At 53.7% G+C, this 20,501-nt stretch carries 22 protein-coding genes; 7 read left to right on the top strand and 15 right to left on the bottom strand.

The genetic code is table 11. The features are described 5' to 3' along the window. Positions 1-8: 8 nt before the first annotated feature. Entirely contained in the window at positions 9-2,570 is a 2,562-nt protein-coding gene (mutS, locus tag AB182_RS04670; protein WP_047369089.1) for a DNA mismatch repair protein MutS, read from the top strand. Positions 2,571-2,706: 136 nt separating this feature from the next. Then, positions 2,707-3,135, top strand: a complete 429-nt coding sequence (locus AB182_RS04665; protein ID WP_047369088.1) for an OsmC family protein — start codon at positions 2,707-2,709, stop codon at positions 3,133-3,135. 58 nt (positions 3,136-3,193) lie between these two features. Here the strand turns inward: AB182_RS04665 and AB182_RS04660 are convergent, their stop codons facing one another. Beyond that, positions 3,194-3,598: a MarR family winged helix-turn-helix transcriptional regulator gene (locus tag AB182_RS04660; RefSeq protein ID WP_047369087.1), complete on the bottom strand. Its 405-nt coding sequence runs from the start codon at positions 3,596-3,598 to the stop codon at positions 3,194-3,196. 171 nt (positions 3,599-3,769) lie between these two features. On the opposite strand from AB182_RS04660, the gene AB182_RS04655 reads away from it, so the two are divergent. The 3 genes from AB182_RS04655 to AB182_RS04645 are packed head-to-tail and all read left to right on the top strand — an operon-like array spanning position 3,770 to position 6,036. Further along, entirely contained in the window at positions 3,770-4,372 is a 603-nt protein-coding gene (locus AB182_RS04655) for a non-oxidative hydroxyarylic acid decarboxylases subunit B (protein WP_047369086.1), read from the top strand. Continuing rightward, a complete protein-coding gene (locus tag AB182_RS04650; RefSeq protein WP_047369085.1) occupies positions 4,362-5,789 on the top strand; it encodes a non-oxidative hydroxyarylic acid decarboxylases subunit C in 1,428 nt (475 codons plus the stop codon). Before AB182_RS04655 ends, AB182_RS04650 begins: the two co-directional genes overlap by 11 nt. Positions 5,790-5,799: 10 nt before the next feature. Beyond that, on the top strand, positions 5,800-6,036 hold the full coding sequence (locus tag AB182_RS04645; protein ID WP_039077678.1) for a non-oxidative hydroxyarylic acid decarboxylases subunit D: 237 nt from the start codon (positions 5,800-5,802) through the stop codon (positions 6,034-6,036). A gap of 58 nt (positions 6,037-6,094) precedes the next feature. On the opposite strand, the gene rpoS is transcribed toward AB182_RS04645, so the two are convergent. The 13 genes from rpoS to cysG form a co-directional block, all read right to left on the bottom strand. Continuing rightward, positions 6,095-7,087, bottom strand: coding sequence for an RNA polymerase sigma factor RpoS (rpoS, locus tag AB182_RS04640; protein ID WP_039077679.1), 993 nt, complete (start codon positions 7,085-7,087; stop codon positions 6,095-6,097). A gap of 125 nt (positions 7,088-7,212) precedes the next feature. After that, positions 7,213-8,265 carry a murein hydrolase activator NlpD gene (gene nlpD, locus AB182_RS04635; RefSeq protein WP_223883613.1) on the bottom strand — a complete coding sequence of 351 codons (1,053 nt, stop codon included), beginning with the start codon at positions 8,263-8,265 and terminating at the stop codon, positions 7,213-7,215. A gap of 175 nt (positions 8,266-8,440) precedes the next feature. Further along, complete coding sequence (locus AB182_RS04630) at positions 8,441-9,067, bottom strand: protein-L-isoaspartate(D-aspartate) O-methyltransferase (RefSeq protein WP_047369083.1); 627 nt, start codon at positions 9,065-9,067, stop codon at positions 8,441-8,443. Further along, positions 9,061-9,822: a 5'/3'-nucleotidase SurE gene (gene surE, locus AB182_RS04625; protein WP_047369082.1), complete on the bottom strand. Its 762-nt coding sequence runs from the start codon at positions 9,820-9,822 to the stop codon at positions 9,061-9,063. The genes AB182_RS04630 and surE overlap by 7 nt, the downstream gene beginning before the upstream one ends. Next, positions 9,803-10,852, bottom strand: coding sequence for a tRNA pseudouridine(13) synthase TruD (truD, locus tag AB182_RS04620; RefSeq protein ID WP_047369081.1), 1,050 nt, complete (start codon positions 10,850-10,852; stop codon positions 9,803-9,805). The genes surE and truD overlap by 20 nt, the downstream gene beginning before the upstream one ends. Further along, positions 10,849-11,328 (bottom strand): 2-C-methyl-D-erythritol 2,4-cyclodiphosphate synthase, encoded by a 480-nt coding sequence (gene ispF / locus AB182_RS04615; RefSeq protein WP_047369080.1) that lies wholly within the window; start codon positions 11,326-11,328, stop codon positions 10,849-10,851. The genes truD and ispF overlap by 4 nt, the downstream gene beginning before the upstream one ends. Continuing rightward, the gene (gene ispD, locus AB182_RS04610; RefSeq protein ID WP_047369079.1) at positions 11,328-12,038 is read right to left on the bottom strand and encodes a 2-C-methyl-D-erythritol 4-phosphate cytidylyltransferase; all 711 of its coding nucleotides are present in this window, start codon (positions 12,036-12,038) and stop codon (positions 11,328-11,330) included. Before ispD ends, ispF begins: the two co-directional genes overlap by 1 nt. A gap of 19 nt (positions 12,039-12,057) precedes the next feature. Beyond that, positions 12,058-12,378, bottom strand: coding sequence for a cell division protein FtsB (ftsB, locus tag AB182_RS04605; protein ID WP_047369078.1), 321 nt, complete (start codon positions 12,376-12,378; stop codon positions 12,058-12,060). A 173-nt stretch (positions 12,379-12,551) separates the two neighbouring features. Further along, a complete protein-coding gene (locus AB182_RS04600) occupies positions 12,552-12,875 on the bottom strand; it encodes a DUF3561 family protein (RefSeq protein ID WP_047373181.1) in 324 nt (107 codons plus the stop codon). 70 nt (positions 12,876-12,945) lie between these two features. Beyond that, a complete protein-coding gene (gene cysC / locus AB182_RS04595; protein ID WP_047369077.1) occupies positions 12,946-13,551 on the bottom strand; it encodes an adenylyl-sulfate kinase in 606 nt (201 codons plus the stop codon). Further along, positions 13,551-14,978 (bottom strand): sulfate adenylyltransferase subunit CysN, encoded by a 1,428-nt coding sequence (gene cysN, locus AB182_RS04590; RefSeq protein ID WP_047369076.1) that lies wholly within the window; start codon positions 14,976-14,978, stop codon positions 13,551-13,553. Before cysN ends, cysC begins: the two co-directional genes overlap by 1 nt. 9 nt (positions 14,979-14,987) lie before the next feature. Continuing rightward, positions 14,988-15,896: a sulfate adenylyltransferase subunit CysD gene (gene cysD / locus AB182_RS04585; protein ID WP_047369075.1), complete on the bottom strand. Its 909-nt coding sequence runs from the start codon at positions 15,894-15,896 to the stop codon at positions 14,988-14,990. Between the two features lie 9 nt (positions 15,897-15,905). Then, complete coding sequence (cysG, locus tag AB182_RS04580) at positions 15,906-17,321, bottom strand: siroheme synthase CysG (protein WP_047369074.1); 1,416 nt, start codon at positions 17,319-17,321, stop codon at positions 15,906-15,908. A gap of 235 nt (positions 17,322-17,556) precedes the next feature. On the opposite strand from cysG, the gene AB182_RS04575 reads away from it, so the two are divergent. Together AB182_RS04575 and AB182_RS04570 are read left to right on the top strand one after the other, a co-directional pair. After that, a complete protein-coding gene (locus AB182_RS04575; RefSeq protein ID WP_047369073.1) occupies positions 17,557-18,600 on the top strand; it encodes an aminopeptidase in 1,044 nt (347 codons plus the stop codon). A 328-nt stretch (positions 18,601-18,928) separates the two neighbouring features. Beyond that, the gene (locus tag AB182_RS04570) at positions 18,929-20,086 is read left to right on the top strand and encodes a hypothetical protein (protein WP_139153688.1); all 1,158 of its coding nucleotides are present in this window, start codon (positions 18,929-18,931) and stop codon (positions 20,084-20,086) included. 73 nt (positions 20,087-20,159) lie between these two features. On the opposite strand, the gene AB182_RS04565 is transcribed toward AB182_RS04570, so the two are convergent. After that, entirely contained in the window at positions 20,160-20,438 is a 279-nt protein-coding gene (locus tag AB182_RS04565) for a DUF5339 domain-containing protein (RefSeq protein ID WP_052958808.1), read from the bottom strand. Positions 20,439-20,501: the final 63 nt, after the last annotated feature.

Genomic DNA, 20,501 nt, shown 5'->3' with positions numbered 1-20,501 from the left:
ATAAACTGATGAGTACACTAGAGAATTTCGACGCCCACACGCCAATGATGCAGCAGTATCTGAAACTGAAAGCGCAGCATCCGGATATCCTGCTCTTCTATCGCATGGGCGACTTTTACGAGCTGTTTTATGATGATGCAAAACGCGCATCTCAACTCATGGACATCTCGTTGACGAAACGCGGAGCCTCCGCAGGTGAACCCATCCCGATGGCCGGGGTGCCGCATCATGCGGTAGAAAACTACCTGGCGAAACTGGTCAGCCTGGGTGAATCGGTAGCGATTTGCGAGCAAATCGGCGATCCGGCCACCAGCAAAGGGCCGGTCGAGCGCAAAGTGGTGCGCATTGTCACCCCCGGCACCATCAGCGACGAGGCATTATTACAGGAACGTCAGGACAACTTGCTGGCGGCCATCTGGCAGGACAGCAAAGGATTTGGCTACGCCACGCTGGATATTAGCTCCGGACGTTTTCGCGTCAGTGAACCCGCAGATCGTGAAACCATGGCGGCAGAACTGCAACGCACTAACCCGGCTGAATTACTCTATGCCGAAGACTTCGCGGAAACATCCCTGATTGAAGGCCGTCGCGGCCTGCGTCGTCGCCCGCTGTGGGAATTTGAAATCGACACCGCGCGTCAGCAACTTAATCTGCAATTTGGTACCCGCGATCTGGTTGGCTTTGGCGTAGAAAACGCCCCGCGCGGCCTCTGTGCTGCGGGTTGCCTGCTGCAGTATGTCAAAGATACCCAGCGCACCGCCCTGCCCCACATTCGTTCCATCACCATGGAGCGCCAGCAGGACAGCATCATTATGGATGCCGCAACGCGCCGTAATCTGGAAATTACCCAGAACCTGGCAGGCGGTATCGAAAACACCCTGGCCTCCGTGCTTGACTGTACGGTTACGCCGATGGGGAGTCGTATGCTCAAACGCTGGCTGCATATGCCGGTACGCGACACCAAAACATTGCTCGAACGTCAGCAAACCATTGGCGCATTGCAGGAAAACACCGCGCAATTGCAGCCCGTACTGCGTCAGGTTGGCGATCTGGAGCGTATCCTTGCTCGTCTGGCGCTGCGTACCGCCAGACCACGCGACCTGGCGCGGATGCGCCATGCTTTCCAGCAACTACCGGAACTCCGAGCCCAACTGGCGCACGTGAAGAGCGAGCCGGTGCAGAACCTGCGGGAAAAAATGGGCGAGTTCACTGAGCTACGTGAACTGCTGGAGCGTGCCATCATTGACGCGCCGCCGGTGCTGGTGCGCGATGGCGGCGTTATCGCCCCGGGGTATAATGCTGAGCTGGATGAGTGGCGAGCGCTGGCAGACGGCGCGACAGACTACCTCGACAGGCTGGAAATTCGCGAGCGCGAAAAGCTGGGGCTCGACACCCTCAAGGTCGGCTATAACGCCGTACATGGCTATTATATTCAGATTAGCCGCGGACAGAGCCATCTTGCCCCCATTCACTATGTTCGCCGTCAGACGCTGAAAAATGCCGAGCGCTACATTATTCCTGAACTGAAAGAGTATGAAGACAAGGTTCTGACCTCAAAAGGCAAAGCGCTGGCGCTGGAAAAACAGCTCTATGACGAACTGTTCGACATGCTCCTGCCACACCTTGGCGATTTACAGCAGAGCGCCACGGCGCTGGCAGAGCTGGACGTGCTGGTCAACCTGGCGGAGCGTGCGGACACGCTAAACTACTGCTGCCCGACCTTCAGCGATAAACCGGGTATCCGTATCGTTGAAGGCCGTCACCCGGTGGTCGAGCAGGTGCTGAAAGAGCCGTTTATTGCGAACCCGCTTAATCTGTCTCCACAGCGCAGAATGCTGATCATTACCGGCCCGAACATGGGCGGTAAAAGTACCTATATGCGCCAGACCGCTCTGATTGCGCTGTTGGCCTATATCGGCAGCTATGTTCCGGCTCAGAAGGTGGAAATTGGTCCTATTGACCGCATCTTTACCCGTGTGGGTGCCGCAGATGATCTGGCAAGCGGGCGTTCCACCTTTATGGTGGAGATGACCGAGACGGCCAACATTCTGCATAACGCTACGGAAAACAGCCTGGTGCTGATGGATGAAATTGGGCGCGGCACCTCTACCTATGACGGGCTGTCGTTGGCATGGGCCTGTGCGGAAAATCTGGCGAATAAAATCAAAGCGTTGACCTTGTTCGCCACCCACTATTTCGAACTGACACAGTTGCCGGAAAAAATGGAAGGCGTGGCCAATGTCCATCTTGACGCGCTGGAACATGGCGACACCATCGCCTTTATGCACAGCGTGCAGGATGGCGCGGCGAGCAAAAGCTATGGTCTGGCAGTCGCCGCCCTGGCGGGTGTTCCGAAAGAGGTGATCAAGCGTGCGCGTGGAAAATTACGTGAGCTGGAAAGCCTGTCGCCGGGTGCGGGCGCCACGCAGATTGATGGTACGCAGATGTCGCTGTTAGCCGTACCGGAAGAGACCAGCCCGGCAATGGAAGCGCTGGAAAATCTGGACCCGGATTCCCTTACGCCACGTCAGGCGCTCGAGTGGATTTACCGCCTGAAAAGTCTCGTCTAATACTCCCGGCCCGCAGTTCCCTGCGGGCCATTGTTTATCGAATAAATTCCCCGATTGCCAGGCAAGCCCGATATCGGCTTCTATACTTTTTATCTGACTCGACTTATTTCTTTCAATAATGAAAAGGAACCATGTTATGGCAATTCACAAGAAAGGGCAGGCTCACTGGGAAGGTGATCTGAAACGTGGGAAAGGGACGGTTTCAACCGAGAGCGGTGCGCTTAAGCAACTTCCTTATGGCTTTAACACCCGTTTCGAAGGCGTTCAGGGGACTAACCCGGAAGAGCTGATCGGTGCAGCGCATGCAGCCTGTTTCTCAATGGCGCTCTCGATGATATTGGGGGAGGTGGGCTACACGGCTGACAGTATCGACACCACGGCAACTGTCACGCTGGACCAGGTTGACGGCGGATTCGCGATTACCAAAATCGCCCTGAAAAGTGCGGTCAAAGTTCCGGGTGCCGACCCCGCTAAATTTGATGAAGCCATTCAGAAAGCCAAAGCCGGTTGTCCGGTATCCAAAGTATTGAATGCGGAAATCTCGCTGGAATACACACTGAATTAATACGCCGTATCAGGCAGGAAACAAACCGCCCGGCTTGTTTCCTGCTCTTCCCCACTACTCAGCGCATCATCCGACGAATAAGTTGCGTGAATTGTTCGCGCTCTTCCTCGCTTAATTTGCCAAGAAACTCGGCATCCACGCCATTACCCACCGGGATGCTCGCTTGCAGCACGGCTTCACCTTCCTCGGTCAAAAATAAGAAACGGCGTCGTTTATCGTCAGGATCGTGTTCCCGGCGTACCAGACCACGCGTCTCCATACGGCTGAGCATTTCTGCGAGAGTCGCTTTCGTACTGACCGCCACCTCCGTCAGGGCAACCTGTTCAATGCCGGGGTTTTCGGCAATAGAACGCATCACCGCATATTGTGGTTTGGTCAGTTCCGGCAGTACCTGCTGCCAGCGCGCCGTATGCTGCTGGAAAAGCTGACGTAGCAGGTGAAAGGCCTCTTTTCTTAACTCCATGAATGCTCCATTACGGGTTTCTCCTCCCTATGATAGCCATTAACTTGCCGAATTTTAACGCGGCATTTTTTAACAAAAAATGCGCATGCATACGAACAATCTTGTCTGTGCCGATTCCCGGGAGTAGGTTATTTTTAAATGTTCGCATACGAACAATGATTGAGGTGGTGAATGAAACTGATAATTGGGATGACGGGGGCAACCGGCGCCCCTCTGGGCGTGGCGTTATTGCAGGCGCTGCATGAGATGCCAGAGGTTGAAACTCACCTGGTGATGTCGAAGTGGGCGAAAACCACCATCGAACTGGAAACCCCCTGGACTGCCCGCGAGGTTGCGGCACTGGCAGATGTCACGCATAACCCGGCCGATCAGGCTGCCACCATCTCCTCAGGCTCGTTTCGTACCGACGGCATGATAGTTATTCCCTGCAGCATGAAAACGCTGGCAGGTATTCGTGCGGGCTATGCCGAAGGGCTGGTCGGACGCGCCGCCGATGTCGTGCTCAAAGAGGGTCGCAAGCTGGTCCTCGTTCCGCGCGAAATGCCGCTTAGCACCATTCATTTAGAAAATATGTTAGCGCTTTCCCGCATGGGGGTAGCGATGGTTCCCCCTATGCCCGCTTATTACAACCATCCGCAGACCGTTGATGACATTACCTGGCATATCGTGACCCGCGTGCTCGACCAGTTTGGTCTGGAGCACCGTAAAGCACGCCGCTGGGAAGGCCTGCAGGCGGCACAGCATTTTTCACAGGAGAAAGAATATGGCTTTTGATGATTTACGAAGCTTCCTGCAGGCTCTTGATGACGAAGGGCAACTGCTGAAAATCAGTGAAGAGGTTAACGCCGAGCCGGATATCGCGGCGGCGGCTAATGCAACCGGGCGTATTGGCGACGGTGCGCCTGCGCTGTGGTTCGATAATATTCGCGGTTTTACCGATGCGCGCGTGGCAATGAACACTATTGGTTCCTGGCAGAATCACGCCATTTCCATGGGGTTGCCGTCGAACACCCCGGTTAAAAAGCAGATTGAAGAATTTATTCGCCGCTGGGATACCTTCCCTGTCGCACCGGAACGCCGCGCAAATCCGATGTGGGCGGAAAACACCGTTGATGGTGACGAGATTAACCTGTTCGACATCCTGCCGTTGTTTCGCCTGAATGACGGCGATGGCGGTTTCTATCTGGATAAAGCCTGCGTCGTCTCCCGCGATCCGGTCGATCCTGACCATTTTGGTAAGCAAAACGTCGGCATCTACCGCATGGAAGTGAAAGGTAAACGCAAACTGGGTTTGCAGCCGGTACCAATGCACGACATCGCGCTTCATCTGCATAAAGCGGAAGAACGCGGCGAAGACTTGCCGGTTGCCATTACGCTGGGTAACGATCCGATCATCACCCTCATGGGCGCCACGCCGCTGAAATACGATCAGTCAGAATACGAAATGGCCGGCGCGCTGCGCGAAAGTCCTTACCCCATTGCCACTGCGCCGCTCACCGGTTTTGATGTGCCATGGGGCTCGGAAGTGATCCTCGAAGGGGTCATCGAAGGGCGTAAACGCGAAATCGAAGGGCCGTTCGGCGAATTTACTGGTCACTATTCCGGTGGGCGCAATATGACGGTCGTGCGTATTGATAAGGTCTCTTATCGCACAAAACCGATTTTTGAATCGCTATACCTGGGCATGCCATGGACCGAAATCGACTACCTGATTGGCCCGGCAACCTGTGTCCCCCTTTATCAACAGTTAAAAGCTGAGTTTCCGGAAGTACAGGCGGTGAACGCCATGTACACCCATGGTCTGCTGGCAATTATCTCAACCAAAAAACGCTACGGCGGTTTTGCCCGCGCGGTAGGGCTGCGTGCAATGACCACGCCACACGGCCTGGGTTACGTAAAAATGGTGATTATGGTCGATGAAGACGTTGACCCATTCAACCTGCCACAGGTGATGTGGGCGATGTCATCAAAAGTAAACCCGGCAGGCGATCTTGTACAGTTGCCGAATATGTCGGTGCTGGAGCTGGATCCTGGCTCAAGTCCGGCAGGCATTACCGACAAACTGATTATCGACGCGACGACACCGGTCGCACCGGACAGGCGCGGTCACTACAGCCAGCCGGTACAGGATTTACCTGAAACCAAAGAGTGGGTTGAAAAACTGACCGCGATGCTGGCCGCACGTAAATAAGGAGGGGAGAATGATTTGTCCACGTTGTGCCGATGAACATATTGAGGTGATGGCAACCTCACCGGTGAAAGGTATCTGGACTGTTTATCAGTGCCAGCATTGTCTGTATACCTGGCGCGATACCGAACCACTACGCCGCACAAGCCGCGAACACTATCCGGAGGCGTTTCGTATGACGCAAAAAGATATAGATGACGCGCCGCAGGTGCCAACAATCCCACCGTTACTGGCGGCAGATAAGCGTTAAGCCGGAAAGCGCGCAAAGAAAAAGGCCGGTCATTTGACCGGCCTTTTGATGTTCATACTTATTCGCGGAAGAGCGCTTCGATATTCAGCCCTTGTGCCTGCAGAATTTCACGCAGACGGCGCAGACCTTCAACCTGAATCTGACGGACGCGCTCGCGTGTCAGACCGATTTCACGACCCACATCTTCAAGCGTTGCTGCTTCATATCCCAACAGACCGAAACGACGTGCCAGCACTTCACGCTGTTTGGCGTTCAGTTCGAACAGCCATTTGACGATGCTCTGTTTCATGTCGTCATCTTGCGTGGTGTCTTCCGGACCGTTTTCTTTCTCATCGGCCAGGATATCCAGCAGCGCTTTCTCAGAATCACCGCCCAGCGGTGTGTCCACCGAGGTGATACGCTCGTTGAGGCGCAACATGCGACTCACATCATCGACCGGTTTGTCGAGTTGCTCGGCAATCTCTTCCGCACTCGGTTCGTGGTCCAGTTTATGGGACAACTCACGCGCGGTACGCAGATAAACGTTCAGCTCTTTAACAATATGGATTGGCAGACGAATAGTACGGGTTTGATTCATAATCGCCCGTTCAATAGTCTGACGAATCCACCAGGTCGCATAAGTGGAGAAGCGGAAACCACGTTCCGGGTCGAATTTCTCAACCGCACGGATCAGGCCCAGATTCCCCTCTTCAATCAGGTCCAGCAATGCCAGGCCACGATTGCTATAACGACGGGCAATTTTCACTACCAGACGCAGGTTACTTTCGATCATGCGACGGCGCGATGCAACGTCACCACGCAATGCGCGACGTGCAAAATAAACTTCTTCTTCGGCCGTTAGCAGCGGGGAATAACCAATTTCCCCAAGATAAAGCTGAGTCGCATCCAGCACACGCTGGGTAGCGCCCTGCGATAACAATTCCTCTTCGGCCAGGTCGTTATCACTGGGTTCCTCTTCAACTAAGGCTTTTTCATCAAAAGCCTCTACTCCGTTCTCATCAAATTCCGCATCTTCATTTAAATCATGAACTTTCAGCGTATTCTGACTCATAAGGTGGCTCCTACCCGTGATCCCTGGACAAAGCACCTGAATAGCACTTCATTACTGACCATTGCAGCGGCATCTGCGCGCGCTGCAACGACAACAATGAGGAACGGTTCAACCACTTTGCCGATTTATCGCTGCGGCAAATAACGCAGCGGGTTTACGGATTTCCCCTTGTAACGAATTTCAAAATGCAAGCGTGTAGAACTGGTTCCGGAGCTACCCATGGTAGCGATTTTTTGCCCCGCCTTAACTTCTTGTTGTTCCCGGACCAGGATCGTATCGTTATGGGCGTAGGCACTCAGGTAATCATCATTATGTTTGATGATAATAAGATTACCGTAACCGCGCAGCGCGTTACCGGCATAGACGACGCGCCCATCTGCGGTCGCGACGATTGCCTGTCCTTTGCTACCAGCGATATCGACACCTTTATTACCACCTTCGGTAGCAGAGAAGTTGTCGATAACTTTGCCATCTGTCGGCCAGCGCCATGAAGCGATTGGCGTACTGGTTGACGTGCTGCTGATGGTCGGTTCGGTAGTGCTAATTGTTGGAGCCGTAACAGGCGCTGTGACAGGGGTCGCAGGCTTGTTGTTCGGCAACATTTTGTTAGCACTTTGTTCACCTGAATCCTCAGAATACGTAATTGTTGGTTTTGAAGCAACAGCTACGGTGGAATTTTGTGCAGGTTTTGAGACAATTCCTTGTGCACTCGCATCTGCCTGCGTTATCGCGTTTCCGCCCGTTATTGGCGCACCTGATGCATTACCCACCTGCAAGGTTTGACCTACCGTCAGGCCGTACGGTGCAGCGACATGGTTACGCTGGGCCAGATCGCGGAAATCGTTCCCGGTTATCCACGCAATATAAAATAAGGTATCCCCACGTTTGACGGTATAGGTACTGCCACCGGTATAGCTTCCTTTCGGAATGTTCCCATACTGACGGTTATAGATGATCTTGCCATTCACAGTCTGAACAGGCTGTTCCGGCACTGACTGAACAGGCGTGGGCTGTGTTACCGGGCGCTGAACGGGTTGTATTTGCGGCTGTGATGCGGTGCCGATTTTTGGCGGCGGAGTGATTAACATTCCGGAATTGCTGCTGGAGCTGGTATTGCCACCCACCGAACTGACCGGAGCGGGTGCGTTGCTGGAGCTTGTACAGCCTGCCAGCCAGATAGAAACCAGTGATAGTGCCGCAACACGGCTTACGGTGAATTTAGGGCTTCCCGTGCTCATTTATCCCCCAGGAATGTGTTAGCTACCAATGACTTAAAATTAACCGTGAACGGTTTCGGCAAGTTTGCCCACCATACGCTGATGCGGCATGAAAACATCAGGAAAAATCTGTTTATCAGGCCAGCTCGCCTTTAACCAACGGCACAAAGCGCACGGCCTCCACGGTATCGATGATAAATTCGCCTCCCCGCCGGCGAACACGTTTCAGAAATTGCTGCTCGTCGCCCACAGGTAAAACGAGAATCCCGCCTTCATCCAGTTGCGACATCAATGCCGCCGGAATTTCTGGCGGTGCGGCTGTGACAATAATGGCATCAAATGGACCGCGCGCCTGCCAACCCTGCCAGCCATCGCCATGTCGAGTTGAAACATTATGTAAATCAAGTTGTTTAAGGCGGCGTCGTGCGTGCCATTGCAGACTTTTAATGCGTTCAACCGTACAAACGTGATGGACCAGATGCGCCAGTATCGCAGTCTGATAACCAGACCCCGTACCGATTTCCAGCACCCGTGATTGCGGCGTCAGCTCGAGTAAAGCTGTCATCCGCGCCACCATATAAGGCTGAGAGATTGTCTGGCCCTGGCCGATAGGCAGCGCCACGTTATCCCAGGCCTTGTGTTCAAACGCTTCATCGATAAATTTCTCGCGCGGCACCAGAGAAATGGCTTCCAGCACATGCTCATCGGTAATGCCCTGCGCGCGTAATTGATCAAGCAGTGTTTGTACGCGTCTGCTCACCATCGTTTACTCACTCCGGCGCGTTCCAGCCAGCCCGAAACAACATCATGCGCGCTATGCGCGGTTAAATCCACGTGCAGCGGGGTGACAGAAACAAAACCCTCATCGATGGCGGCAAAATCGGTATCCGGCCCGGCGTCGCATTTCTCGCCCGGCGGGCCAATCCAGTAAAGCGTGTTGCCTCGTGGATCCTGCTGCGGAATGACCTGATCCGCTGGATGACGACTGCCACAGCGGGTAACACGAATACCTTTGATTTCACTGAGCGGCAAGTCCGGGACATTAATATTCAGAATACGCCCGGTACGTAACGGCTCGCGCGACAGCGCGCGCAGAATGGAGCAAGTGACAGCGGCGGCTGTCTCGTAATGCGTCTGGCCGTTTAACGACACCGCCAGAGCCGGAAAGCCCAGATGACGTCCTTCCATCGCTGCCGCGACAGTACCAGAATAGATAACGTCATCTCCGAGGTTCGGCCCGGCATTTATGCCGGAGACGACAACGTCCGGGCGCGGGCGCATCAGCGCGTTGACGCCCAGATAGACGCAATCGGTCGGGGTGCCCATTTGCACCGCGATATCGCCGTTTTCGAAGGTGAAGGTTCTGAGGGAGGATTCCAGTGTTAAAGAGTTCGATGCGCCGCTACGGTTACGATCGGGAGCCACGACCTGTACGTCGGCAAACTCCCGCAGGGCCTTTGCCAGCGTTTGAATCCCTGGCGCATGAATCCCGTCATCGTTACTCAGCAATATTCGCATAATCACCCGATGTATTGATAATTTCCCTTACCACACTGGTGGCGAAGCTACCTGCCGGCAGCCAGAAGCGTAACTCGACGGTCACGTCATCCCACCAGTTCCAGCTTAATTGTTGCGGAAAGAGCAGCATGGCGCGGCGCGATGCTTCTACCTTTTCGCGCACCAGCAAAGCCTGCAACTCCGGTGCATCGGCAACAGCCGCCTGCTCAAAGGACAGCGCCTGGCCCTGCGTTCCCCACTCGCCGCTTCCCGGCATTGATGCGGTAATCATCAACGCCCTGGCGTCAACGCGCGACTGCAGTTCGCCACGCTCTTCTTCGGTCGCGACAAACCAGCTTCCGCGCCCCGATAATTGTAGCGCATCGCCGTCAACAACTTGATTAAAGTCTGTTTTTTTCAGGCGCTCGCTAACAATTTGATTAAACAACGCACTGCGTGCTGCCGACAACCAAAAACTGCGCTTATTACGATCGCGCACCGGGGCATCGCTTTGCGCCCAGCGTAGCGCACCCTGTAAGTTACTGCCGCCAATACCGAAACGCTGTGCGCCAAAATAATTCGGTACGCCACCTTCGTTGATGGCTTGCAGGCGAGACTCCACATCGTCACGGTGGCTGATTTCGCGCAGTACCAGTGTAAAGCTATTGCCCTTAAGCGCGCCCAGACGCAGTTTGCGCTTATGACGAGCATATTCCAGCACTTTGCAGCCTTCCAGTTGAAACGCGCTCAGGTCTGGCATCTCTTTGCCCGGCACGCGGGCGCACAGCCACTGCTCCGTCACGGCGTGTTTATCTTTCTGTCCGGCAAAGCTCACTTCGCGGGCGTGTATTTTAAGGAATTTTGCCAGCGCGTCCGCAACGAAGCGGGTATTGCAGCCATTTTTCAGAATACGCACCAGAATATGTTCGCCTTCACCGTCCGGCTCGAACCCCAAATCCTCGATCACAACGAAATCTTCCGGATTGGCTTTCAATAAACCACGTCCCGCAGGCTTACCGTGCAAATAGGTCAGTTGCTCGAACTCTGTCATTTCGCGGCCCTAAGCAGGAGCGCTACCGCCTCACAGGCAATGCCTTCGCCGCGACCGGTAAAACCGAGTTTCTCGGTGGTGGTCGCTTTTACGTTCACGTCATCCATATGGCAGCCCAAATCCTCGGCGATAAATACGCGCATCTGCGGGATATGCGGCAGCATTTTCGGCGCCTGCGCGATGATGGTGACGTCCACGTTGCCAATCACATAGCCTTTAGCCTGGATACGACGCCATGCTTCACGCAGCAGCGCACGGCTGTCTGCCCCTTTGAACGACGGGTCAGTGTCCGGGAACAGTTTGCCAATATCTCCCAACGCCGCGGCGCCTAACAGGGCGTCGGTCAGCGCATGTAACGCGACATCGCCATCGGAGTGCGCCAGCAGGCCTTTCTCCCAGGGAATGCGGACGCCACCGATAATAATGGGGCCATCGCCGCCAAATGCGTGTACGTCAAAACCGTGTCCAATGCGCATTATGCCTTCTCCTGGTGTTCAGAGTGGGTGAGATAAAATTCTGCAAGTTTCAGATCTTCGGGACGCGTCACCTTAATATTATCCGCGCGTCCGGCGACCAGTTCCGGGTGGAATCCGCAATACTCGAGTGCCGAGGCCTCATCGGTGATCGTCGCACCGTCGTTGAGCGCGCGCGTCAGGCAGTCGTGCAGAAGTTCCAGGGGGAAAAATTGCGGCGTGAGCGCATGCCATAAATCGTTACGCTCCACGGTATGCGCAATAGCCGTTTTACCGGGCTCTGCACGCTTCATGGTATCGCGAACCGGCGCAGCAAGAATACCGCCGACCCGGCTGGTTTCGCGAAGCGTAAGCAGGCGGTTTAAATCATCCTGATGCAGGCAAGGACGTGCGGCGTCGTGCACCAGCACCCACTGCGCCCCTTGCGCGGCTTTCAGCCCCGCCAGTACGGAATCTGCGCGTTCTGCGCCACCAGCCACAACGGTAATGGCAGGATGTTGCGCCAGCGGCAAGCGGGCAAATCGCTCGTCACCGGGGCTGACAGCGATAATAACGCGCCCCACGTGCGGATTGGCCAGTAAGGCTGCCACCGCGTGTTCGAGGATCGTTTTATCGCCAATGGAAAGATATTGCTTGGGACATTCCGTTTGCATGCGGCGGCCAAATCCGGCGGCCGGCACCACCGCACAAACGTCCGGAATAATTACAGACATGTCGTAAACCCGGGATTGTTTATCGATTATTTTGTGTGTTCTGTACTGACCCCTGGTTGCGTTTGGACGCGTCCGGCACCAGACGATAAAAGGTTTCGCCCGGTTTGGTCATCGTTAATTCGTTGCGAGCGCGTTCCTCAATCGCTTCCTGGCCACCATTGAGATCGTCAATTTCAGCAAAGAGTTGATCGTTGCGCGCTTTTAATTTGGCGTTTGTCGCCTGCTGTGCGGCCACATCTTCGCTGACACGGCTATAGTCGTGAAGACCATTTTTGCCAAACCACAGCGAATACTGTAGCCAGACCAGCAAAGCCAGCAATAGCAGCGTTAGTTTACCCATCCTGCCCCCTGAAAAACGGCATCATCATCCCATAACTTTTTCTCAGACTCCACACCGGGGCCGGGTGATAACGAGTCACCGCGACAGAATGTAACATATTTGCGCACCTTTCCGTAGGGTTGTGCCCGGACACATTGTCTTAATGTGAGTTACGGTTTGAAGTATGGTCGGCTTTAGCCCATCAACCACATAAACAACGCACCGAACATGGCCACAACGGTGAGCGCAGTGAGGACGATGCTGTAGAGCAATTTGCCATTGACGATAGAATGCAGGGCAATACCCACCACAACCGAGACGGGCATCAGCGCAAGGAAGAAAGGCCAGGTGTAGAGGAAGAAGAACAGCGTGTTAGGACCGTAAATCAGAAAAGGGATAGCCAGCGCCAACAGCCACGCGACAAAGCCCACTGCGGCCCCAGGAAGGGACCAGGTGGTGTCGTCGCTGGTCGTGATGGTATCCGACCTTGAGATGGTGATGTTCTGACTATTACGCATATCTGATCCCATTAACTGACGGCCGACGAAACAGGATACGCCCCACATTCTGCGTATCCCCGGCACTGTCTCAGGATCTGATCATATCGTCCCGTCTCATGAGGTCTAATAATTGGCCCACCAAATTTGTTACCAATTGTTCACCTTCGAGGTGAACTTCGGGTTTCTCAGGCGCTTCATAAACGGCATCAATGCCGGTGAAGTTGCGTAACTCCCCCGCGCGGGCTTTTTTATACAGCCCTTTCGGGTCGCGTGCTTCGCAAATCGCCAGCGGCGTATCCACGAAAACCTCAATAAAGCGCCCTTCCCCCACACGTTCACGCACCATCTGCCGCTCAGCACGATGCGGGGAGATAAACGCAGTCAGCACCACAAGCCCGGCATCTGCCATCAGGCAGGCCACTTCCCCAACCCGACGAATATTCTCTTTGCGGTCTTCATCGCTAAACCCCAAATCACTACACAAGCCGTGACGCACATTGTCACCATCAAGCAGGTAAGTACTGACCCCCTGCTGATGTAATGCCTCTTCCAGCGCGCCCGCTACCGTCGATTTACCGGAACCGGACAGTCCGGTAAACCACAACACAACCCCACGGTGCCCGTGAAGTTGTTCACGCTGCGCTACGGTAACCGGATGAGGATGCCAGACGACGTTCTCATCATGTGCGGCCATTATTTACCTCCCAGCAAATCACGCGCGCCCCAGTGAGGGAAATGCTTACGGATAAGCTGATTCAGCTCAAGCTCAAAGGCGCTGAACTGCGATGGTACAGAAGTCTCCTGTTGATGCACTTCCCGCACCATACCGGCGCCTACCGTCACGTTGCTCAGGCGGTCGATAAAGATAACACCGCCGGTCACCGGGTTTTGCTGATAGGCATCCAGGGTCAGCGGCTCATCAAAGGTCAAATCGACCAGCCCGATACCGTTTAACGGCAGCGTATCCACCTGACGCTGGGTGAGATTATTAATATCCACCTGGTACTGAATGGCATCAACGCGGGCACGCGTTTTTTTACCTGCCACTTTGATGTCATAGCTCTGCCCTGCCGTCAGGGGTTGCTCAGCCATCCACACCACGTCAAGAGAGGCGCTCTGCACCGCAGGTACACTCTCCTGCGCATCCAGAATGAGATCGCCACGGCTGATGTCGATTTCGTCTTTAAGCACCAGGGTAATCGCTTCACCCGCATGCGCTTCCTGAAGGTCGCCATCAAAGGTCACAATACGCGCGACGGTGGATTCCACGCCGGATGGCAGAGCTTTGATGCGCTGGCCCACTTTCACGCTGCCTGAGGCCAGCGTACCGGAAAAACCGCGGAAATCGAGATTAGGGCGGTTAACGTATTGCACCGGGAAACGCATCGGTTGGGTATCCACAACGCGCTGAATTTCGACGGTTTCGAGGACTTCCAGCAGCGTCGGGCCGCTGTACCACGGAATGTTGGCGCTCTGGCTGGCGACGTTGTCGCCTTCTAACGCGGACAGCGGCACAAAGCGAATGTCCAGATTGCCGGGTAGCTGTTCTGCGAAGGTCAGGTACTCCTGACGAATGTTCTCAAAGGTCTCTTCGCTAAAGCCGACCAGGTCCATTTTATTGACCGCCACCACCAGGTGTTTAATGCCCAGCAGCGTAGAGATAGAGCTGTGACGACGCGTCTGATCCAGCACGCCTTTACGGGCGTCAATTAACAGGATCGCGAGATCGCAGGTTGATGCGCCGGTGGCCATATTGCGGGTGTATTGTTCGTGCCCCGGGGTGTCGGCAATGATAAATTTGCGCTTCTCGGTTGAGAAGTAACGGTACGCCACGTCGATGGTGATGCCCTGCTCACGTTCTGCCTGCAGGCCGTCGACCAACAGGGCCAGGTCGAGTTTTTCACCCTGGGTGCCGTGACGTTTGCTGTCATTGTGCAGCGTAGAGAGCTGATCTTCATAAATCTGGCGCGTGTCGTGCAGCAGGCGGCCGATCAGGGTGCTTTTCCCGTCATCGACGCTGCCGCAGGTCAGAAAACGCAGCAGACTTTTGTGCTGCTGTGCGTGAAGGTACGCTTCGACGCCGCCTTCGTTGGCAATTTGTTGGGCAATAGTAGTATTCATGGCGGCTCCTTAGAAATATCCCTGACGTTTTTTCAGCTCCATGGAGCCTGCCTGGTCGCGGTCAATCACGCGGCCCTGACGTTCACTGGTGGTAGAAACCAGCATCTCTTCGATAATTTCCGGCAGCGTTTGCGCTTCTGACTCTACAGCGCCGGTCAACGGCCAGCAGCCAAGAGTACGGAAGCGCACCATCCGCTGTTCGATCACTTCGCCAGGTTGCAGGTCGATACGATCGTCATCGATCATCATCAGCATGCCGTCGCGCTCCAGCACCGGGCGTTCAGCGGCCAGGTACAGCGGAACAATCTCGATATTTTCCAGGTAGATATATTGCCAGATATCCAGCTCGGTCCAGTTAGAGAGCGGGAACACGCGGATGCTCTCGCCTTTGTTAATCTGGCCGTTGTAGTTATGCCACAGCTCCGGACGCTGGTTTTTCGGATCCCAGCGGTGGAAGCGATCGCGGAACGAGTAAATACGCTCTTTGGCGCGGGATTTTTCTTCGTCACGGCGCGCACCACCGAAGGCTGCATCAAAGCCGTATTTGTTCAGCGCTTGCTTAAGCCCTTCGGTTTTCATGATATCGGTATGCTTGGCGCTGCCGTGAACGAAGGGGTTAATGCCCATTGCCACCCCTTCCGGGTTTTTATGCACCAGCAGCTCACAGCCATACGCCTTCGCCGTGCGGTCACGGAACTCATACATCTCACGGAATTTCCAGCCGGTATCCACGTGCAGCAGCGGGAAAGGCAGCGTGCCAGGATAGAAGGCTTTACGCGCCAGGTGCAGCATCACGCTGGAGTCTTTGCCGATGGAGTACATCATCACCGGATTAGCGAATTCGGCAGCCACCTCGCGAATGATATGGATGCTTTCCGCTTCCAGTTGTCGCAGGTGAGTGAGTCGTTTTTGATCCATAACCGTTCCTTAAGCCAGATTCACCACAGAGGCGTCAAACGCCTCTGAGTCTGTTGCATGTTGAAACCAGGCGAGTTCGCGATGCAGTTGAACTACCTCGCCCACCACCAGCAGGGCGGGCATCGGCGCATCTTTCGCCAGTTCCTCAAGTTGTTGTAATGTGCCGGTTCTGACCTGTTGATCAGCCCGTGTGCCGCGCGAAATCACCGCGACCGGTGTATTTGCCTCACGCCCGTGAGCGATAAGTTGTTCGCCGATCTCTGCCGCTTTCATCGTACCCATATAGATAGCCAGCGTCTGGCGACTTTGGGCCAGTTGCCTCCAGTCAAACGGCGCGCTGTCGGCTTTGTAATGTCCGGTAACAAAGGTGGCACTTTGTGCGTAGTCACGATGAGTCAACGGTATGCCCGCGTAAGCCGTCGCGCCGGAGGCCGCCGTAACGCCCGGCACCACCTGAAAAGGAATGCCCGCTTCGGCAGCCGCCTGTAACTCTTCACCGCCGCGACCAAAAATAAACGGGTCGCCGCCTTTTAAACGCACCACGGTTTTGCCCGCCTGCGCCGCCTCAACCAGCAAGCGGTTGGTATCATGCTGCGCAACAAGGTGTGAACCTGCGCGTTTCCCGACGCTGATCAGTTCCGCATCACGGCGTACCAGCTCCAGCACACCGTCGGTCACCAGATGATCGTAAAACACCACATCAGCCTGCTGTATAACCTGCAAACCACGCAGTGTTAACAGCCCTGCATCGCCCGGGCCGGCGCCAACCAGGATAATTTCGCCGGTGCTGCTACCCGGTTTTGCCAGTTCATCGGCCAGCACCTGTTCCGCCGCCTGCTCTTTGCCCGCCGCCATCAGACTGGCAAAACGACCACGAAAGGCGCTCTCCCAGAAACGACGACGTTCATCGGTGGTTTTTCGAAATGCTTTAATGCGCGTGCGCCAGCGTCCGGCCACCTCGGCCATACGGCCTAAGTTTGCGGGCAACAATGCTTCAATCTTTTCACGCAGCAATCGCGCCAGTACCGGTGCATTCCCACCGGAAGAGATAGCCACCAGTAGCGGCGAGCGGTCGACAATCGACGGGAAGATAAATGAGCACAGCGGCTGGTCATCAACCACGTTCACAAGACGATGGCGGGCATTTGCGGCGTCAAAAACACGACGGTTGACTGTCGCGTCATCCGTTGCCGCAATCACCAGAAAGACATTATCGAGTTGCGCTTCCTCGAACACATCAGCCAGCAGATGAATTTTTTGCTCATCCACCAGTTGTTGTAGTGAGGGTTCGAGATGTTTTGTCACCACCATTACGCGTGCCCCTGCGCGACGTAAAAAGGCAATCTTACGGGCAGCAACGTCGCCACCACCGACAACCAGCACGGGACGGTCTTTGACGTCAGCAAATAAAGGCAGGTAATCCACAGGGCAACAACTCATTAGCAACCAGTAATAGTGGGACTATAGGGGGGAGCTTAGAGCGAATGAAATTACGAATTGGAATGAGTAGTTCCGCAAAGGAATAACGCGCTAAAAAAACAAATGCCAAAAAGTGCTTAACCCCCCTCTTTTTGCAGAGTTAAGAACAAATGAAATTGTGTAAAACGGATCACAGTTTCATACTAAGCGCGTTAAAATTTTTGTCGTAAAAGGACTCTCTATGCTTTCCGCATTGCGCCACCGTACCGCTGCCCTGGCGCTCGGCGTATGCTTCATTTTTTCTGCTCAGGCACGAGCACCTCATACCGGCGAATTTGCAAGCAACCAGGCGCGTCATATCGCCACCTATTTTCCCGGCCGAATGACCGGCACCCCTGCCGAAATGCTCGCAGCGGATTACCTTCGCCAGCAGTTTTCGCAGATGGGTTACCAGAGTGACATCCGCAAATTCAACAGCCGCTACAGCTGGACGACCCATGATAATCAGCAAAACTGGCAGAACGTCACGGGCAGTACGGTAATAGCCGCCCATGAAGGCACGCATCCGCAGCAAATCATTATTATGGCTCATCTGGACACCTACGCGCCGCGTAGCGATGCTGATACCAATCATAATCTGGGTGGCCTGACATTACAGGGCATCGATGATAATGCCGCAGGTGTGGGCGTGATGCTGGAACTGGCTGAACAACTCAAATCGGTGCCAACGGAGTACACCATTCGCTTTATGGCGACCAGCGGCGAAGAAGAAGGAAGCCTGGGTGCTGAGAACGTGCTTAGCCGCATGTCTGAAAGAGAGAAAAAACATACCCTGCTGGTGATCAATCTCGACAACCTTATCGTTGGCGATAACCTCTATTTTAATAGCGGCAAGAAGACCCCTGCCTCAGTGCGGAAACTGACGCGCGATCGGGCGCTGGCGATTGCCCGTAACCTGGGTATTAAAGCGACCACTAATCCGGGCCTGAATCCCGCCTTTCCGCAGGGAACAAGCTGCTGCAATGATGCCTGCGTATTCGATAAAGCCGGTATACCGGTTTTGTCCGTCGAGGCGACAAACTGGTCGTTGGGGAAAAAGGATGGCTATCAGCAGCGTGCTAAATCGAAAGCGTTCCCGGACGGCGTGAGCTGGCACGATATCAAGCTGGATAACATTCAGCATATCGATCAGGCCCTGCCCGGCCGTATTGACCGCCGCAGCCGTGATGTAGTGCGCATTATGCTGCCGCTGGTAAAAGAACTGGCAAAGGCGGAGAAAAAATAGGATCAGAAAAAAGACTGACTCGTATGACCGGGTAAGTCTTTTTTCAGTATTACGTCATTAACCCACGTCCTGTGACATTTTATTGATTTATTATCGGTTTGTTTCTTTTTATATTTACGTTAATTAAGTTGAAATAACCCATTGATAACTATAAATTGATCCTTAAAAACAATAGTTAGCACCGATCGATTTTTATTGATCTATCGAAAATAACATTTTAATCTGCTCTCAGTTTTTTACTCAAACTTATTTCACGAAATCTTAGTATTCATATGGTGAATTCATTTCCGTGCAGTGGAAATAAAATCACGTATGTAAGTGGTATGCTATGTTTAAAAAAATATTATTGATATTGACTGTAATGATATGGCCGACATTATCATTTGCTTTCACTATTAATTGCTATGGTGGCTCTGCATCCACAGTGACATTACCCCACTCGGCTTCTCTTGATAAAATAACAGTAGGTTTATCAAACGATACAACGCATTACCGAAAACTCTATACCTATAATTATTTTCATTTCGGCAAGGCAAATAGCCAGTGTCAGGTCACTGAGTCAGGTGCAGGAACGACACTCTTATGGGTCGCATTTGTGAGAACAAGCACAACACCACATATTCACGATGGCAATGTTATATTTCCCACCTCAATAAATGGTATAGGAATATCATTCAATGAAATGACTTCTGGCGGCAACAAAGCGCTAAATACTATTACAACGCCAACCGTCCTTGGGCCGTGGTCTCTGACAAATACGCTGGCGCAAGCAACGCCCGAGTTTAATCTTAAAATCACCCTGTGGAAGATACCGGGTAAATTAGGGACAGGATCGCTGAATTTTTCAGATATCTATGTTGATCTCGGCCTGCAAGCAAAGGCATCAGATAGTTACGCTTCTCGCATGAATATGAGCAGTTCAGCAGCATTAGATACATGGTCGGTGATGCATGCGAAACTTTCCGGTACTCTCGATATTAATCCGGGTACCTGTGATATAGAAAATAAAACCGTGTTAATGGGCGAGCATTTTGGCGATTTTCCGTCTCGCTGGAAAGATGCCACATTTACGGTGAACTGCCCCGCATCATGGGGTTACGGAATGACAGCAACACTGAACAATAGCAATGTTATTTCAAGCCGAACCGCGAATACGCCACATATGGGTTTAGCCCTTTCTGTTCTGCCACGAGCCGGCATTGTCAGCGCTATTCCTGGCACCATTGCCCTTACCCCCGGGGGCGCAACGGGTTACGGCATCCAGCTTGTCTGGGGTGATGCCAACACGCTTACCTCATCAACAGGTATTCCTTCAGACACTGTCATTTTTGACGCACCCAATGTGGTATCGACCCAAACCTTCACGCCTGGCGTAACACCAGCACCTGTTCAGGTAAAACTGGCCGCCAGATATGTTCCTACGGGCGAAACCAAATCACCGGGGCTGGCTAATTCAGCCATTGAGATCCTGGCGAATTATAATTGAGGGTGAGGTCGCTTGTTTACTGATTATTCTCGCGAAAAGAGGCCACGGAGTGCGTGGCCTGTAACGTGTGGGGTTACTTGGGGTTCATGGCTGCTTTCAGTTGCTGCATGGCTGCCAGGCCTTGCTTACATCCTGCATCCTGCTGTTCCGCCGTGAGGGCCTCCATCTGTTTTTTACTTTCCGCATGCTGTGTTTTGAGCATATCGGCCTGTGCCTTTGTCCCCTCCTGTTTTGATGCCAGCTCAATAAAGCTATCTACCTCAGCAAAATACTGTTTACAGGTTTCCGTTTCTGCATAAGCAGAGAAGCCAGTGGTCATAAGGAGTGCCGCCAGTGTGATCTTTTTCATCATAATGTCCCTGATAACGTTGTCATATTCCATGCCATGGATAATGGCGTTGTTACGATAACAAAA

The sequence above is a fragment of the Phytobacter ursingii genome (genome assembly GCF_001022135.1).
GTDB lineage: Bacteria > Pseudomonadota > Gammaproteobacteria > Enterobacterales > Enterobacteriaceae > Phytobacter > Phytobacter ursingii.
Note: the sequence above shows the minus strand (reverse complement) of the source record. Positions and strands in the feature narration are given on the sequence as shown.

Bases quoted from the DNA above. Each gene is read 5' to 3' on its own strand.
- ispD (WP_047369079.1), bottom strand. From the start codon at position 12,038: ATGTCTGTAATTATTCCGGACGTTTGTGCGGTGGTGCCGGCCGCCGGA.
- AB182_RS04570 (WP_139153688.1), top strand. From the start codon at position 18,929: ATGTTTAAAAAAATATTATTGATATTGACTGTAATGATATGGCCGACA.
- cysD (WP_047369075.1), bottom strand. From the start codon at position 15,896: ATGGATCAAAAACGACTCACTCACCTGCGACAACTGGAAGCGGAAAGC.
- mutS (WP_047369089.1), top strand. From the start codon at position 9: ATGAGTACACTAGAGAATTTCGACGCCCACACGCCAATGATGCAGCAG.
- AB182_RS04655 (WP_047369086.1), top strand. From the start codon at position 3,770: ATGAAACTGATAATTGGGATGACGGGGGCAACCGGCGCCCCTCTGGGC.
- cysN (WP_047369076.1), bottom strand. From the start codon at position 14,978: ATGAATACTACTATTGCCCAACAAATTGCCAACGAAGGCGGCGTCGAA.
- AB182_RS04650 (WP_047369085.1), top strand. From the start codon at position 4,362: ATGGCTTTTGATGATTTACGAAGCTTCCTGCAGGCTCTTGATGACGAA.
- AB182_RS04630 (WP_047369083.1), bottom strand. From the start codon at position 9,067: ATGGTGAGCAGACGCGTACAAACACTGCTTGATCAATTACGCGCGCAG.
- ftsB (WP_047369078.1), bottom strand. From the start codon at position 12,378: ATGGGTAAACTAACGCTGCTATTGCTGGCTTTGCTGGTCTGGCTACAG.
- AB182_RS04660 (WP_047369087.1), bottom strand. From the start codon at position 3,598: ATGGAGTTAAGAAAAGAGGCCTTTCACCTGCTACGTCAGCTTTTCCAG.
- AB182_RS04665 (WP_047369088.1), top strand. From the start codon at position 2,707: ATGGCAATTCACAAGAAAGGGCAGGCTCACTGGGAAGGTGATCTGAAA.
- AB182_RS04565 (WP_052958808.1), bottom strand. From the start codon at position 20,438: ATGATGAAAAAGATCACACTGGCGGCACTCCTTATGACCACTGGCTTC.
- rpoS (WP_039077679.1), bottom strand. From the start codon at position 7,087: ATGAGTCAGAATACGCTGAAAGTTCATGATTTAAATGAAGATGCGGAA.
- AB182_RS04575 (WP_047369073.1), top strand. From the start codon at position 17,557: ATGCTTTCCGCATTGCGCCACCGTACCGCTGCCCTGGCGCTCGGCGTA.
- surE (WP_047369082.1), bottom strand. From the start codon at position 9,822: ATGCGAATATTGCTGAGTAACGATGACGGGATTCATGCGCCAGGGATT.
- AB182_RS04600 (WP_047373181.1), bottom strand. From the start codon at position 12,875: ATGCGTAATAGTCAGAACATCACCATCTCAAGGTCGGATACCATCACG.
- ispF (WP_047369080.1), bottom strand. From the start codon at position 11,328: ATGCGCATTGGACACGGTTTTGACGTACACGCATTTGGCGGCGATGGC.
- truD (WP_047369081.1), bottom strand. From the start codon at position 10,852: ATGACAGAGTTCGAGCAACTGACCTATTTGCACGGTAAGCCTGCGGGA.
- cysC (WP_047369077.1), bottom strand. From the start codon at position 13,551: ATGGCCGCACATGATGAGAACGTCGTCTGGCATCCTCATCCGGTTACC.
- AB182_RS04645 (WP_039077678.1), top strand. From the start codon at position 5,800: ATGATTTGTCCACGTTGTGCCGATGAACATATTGAGGTGATGGCAACC.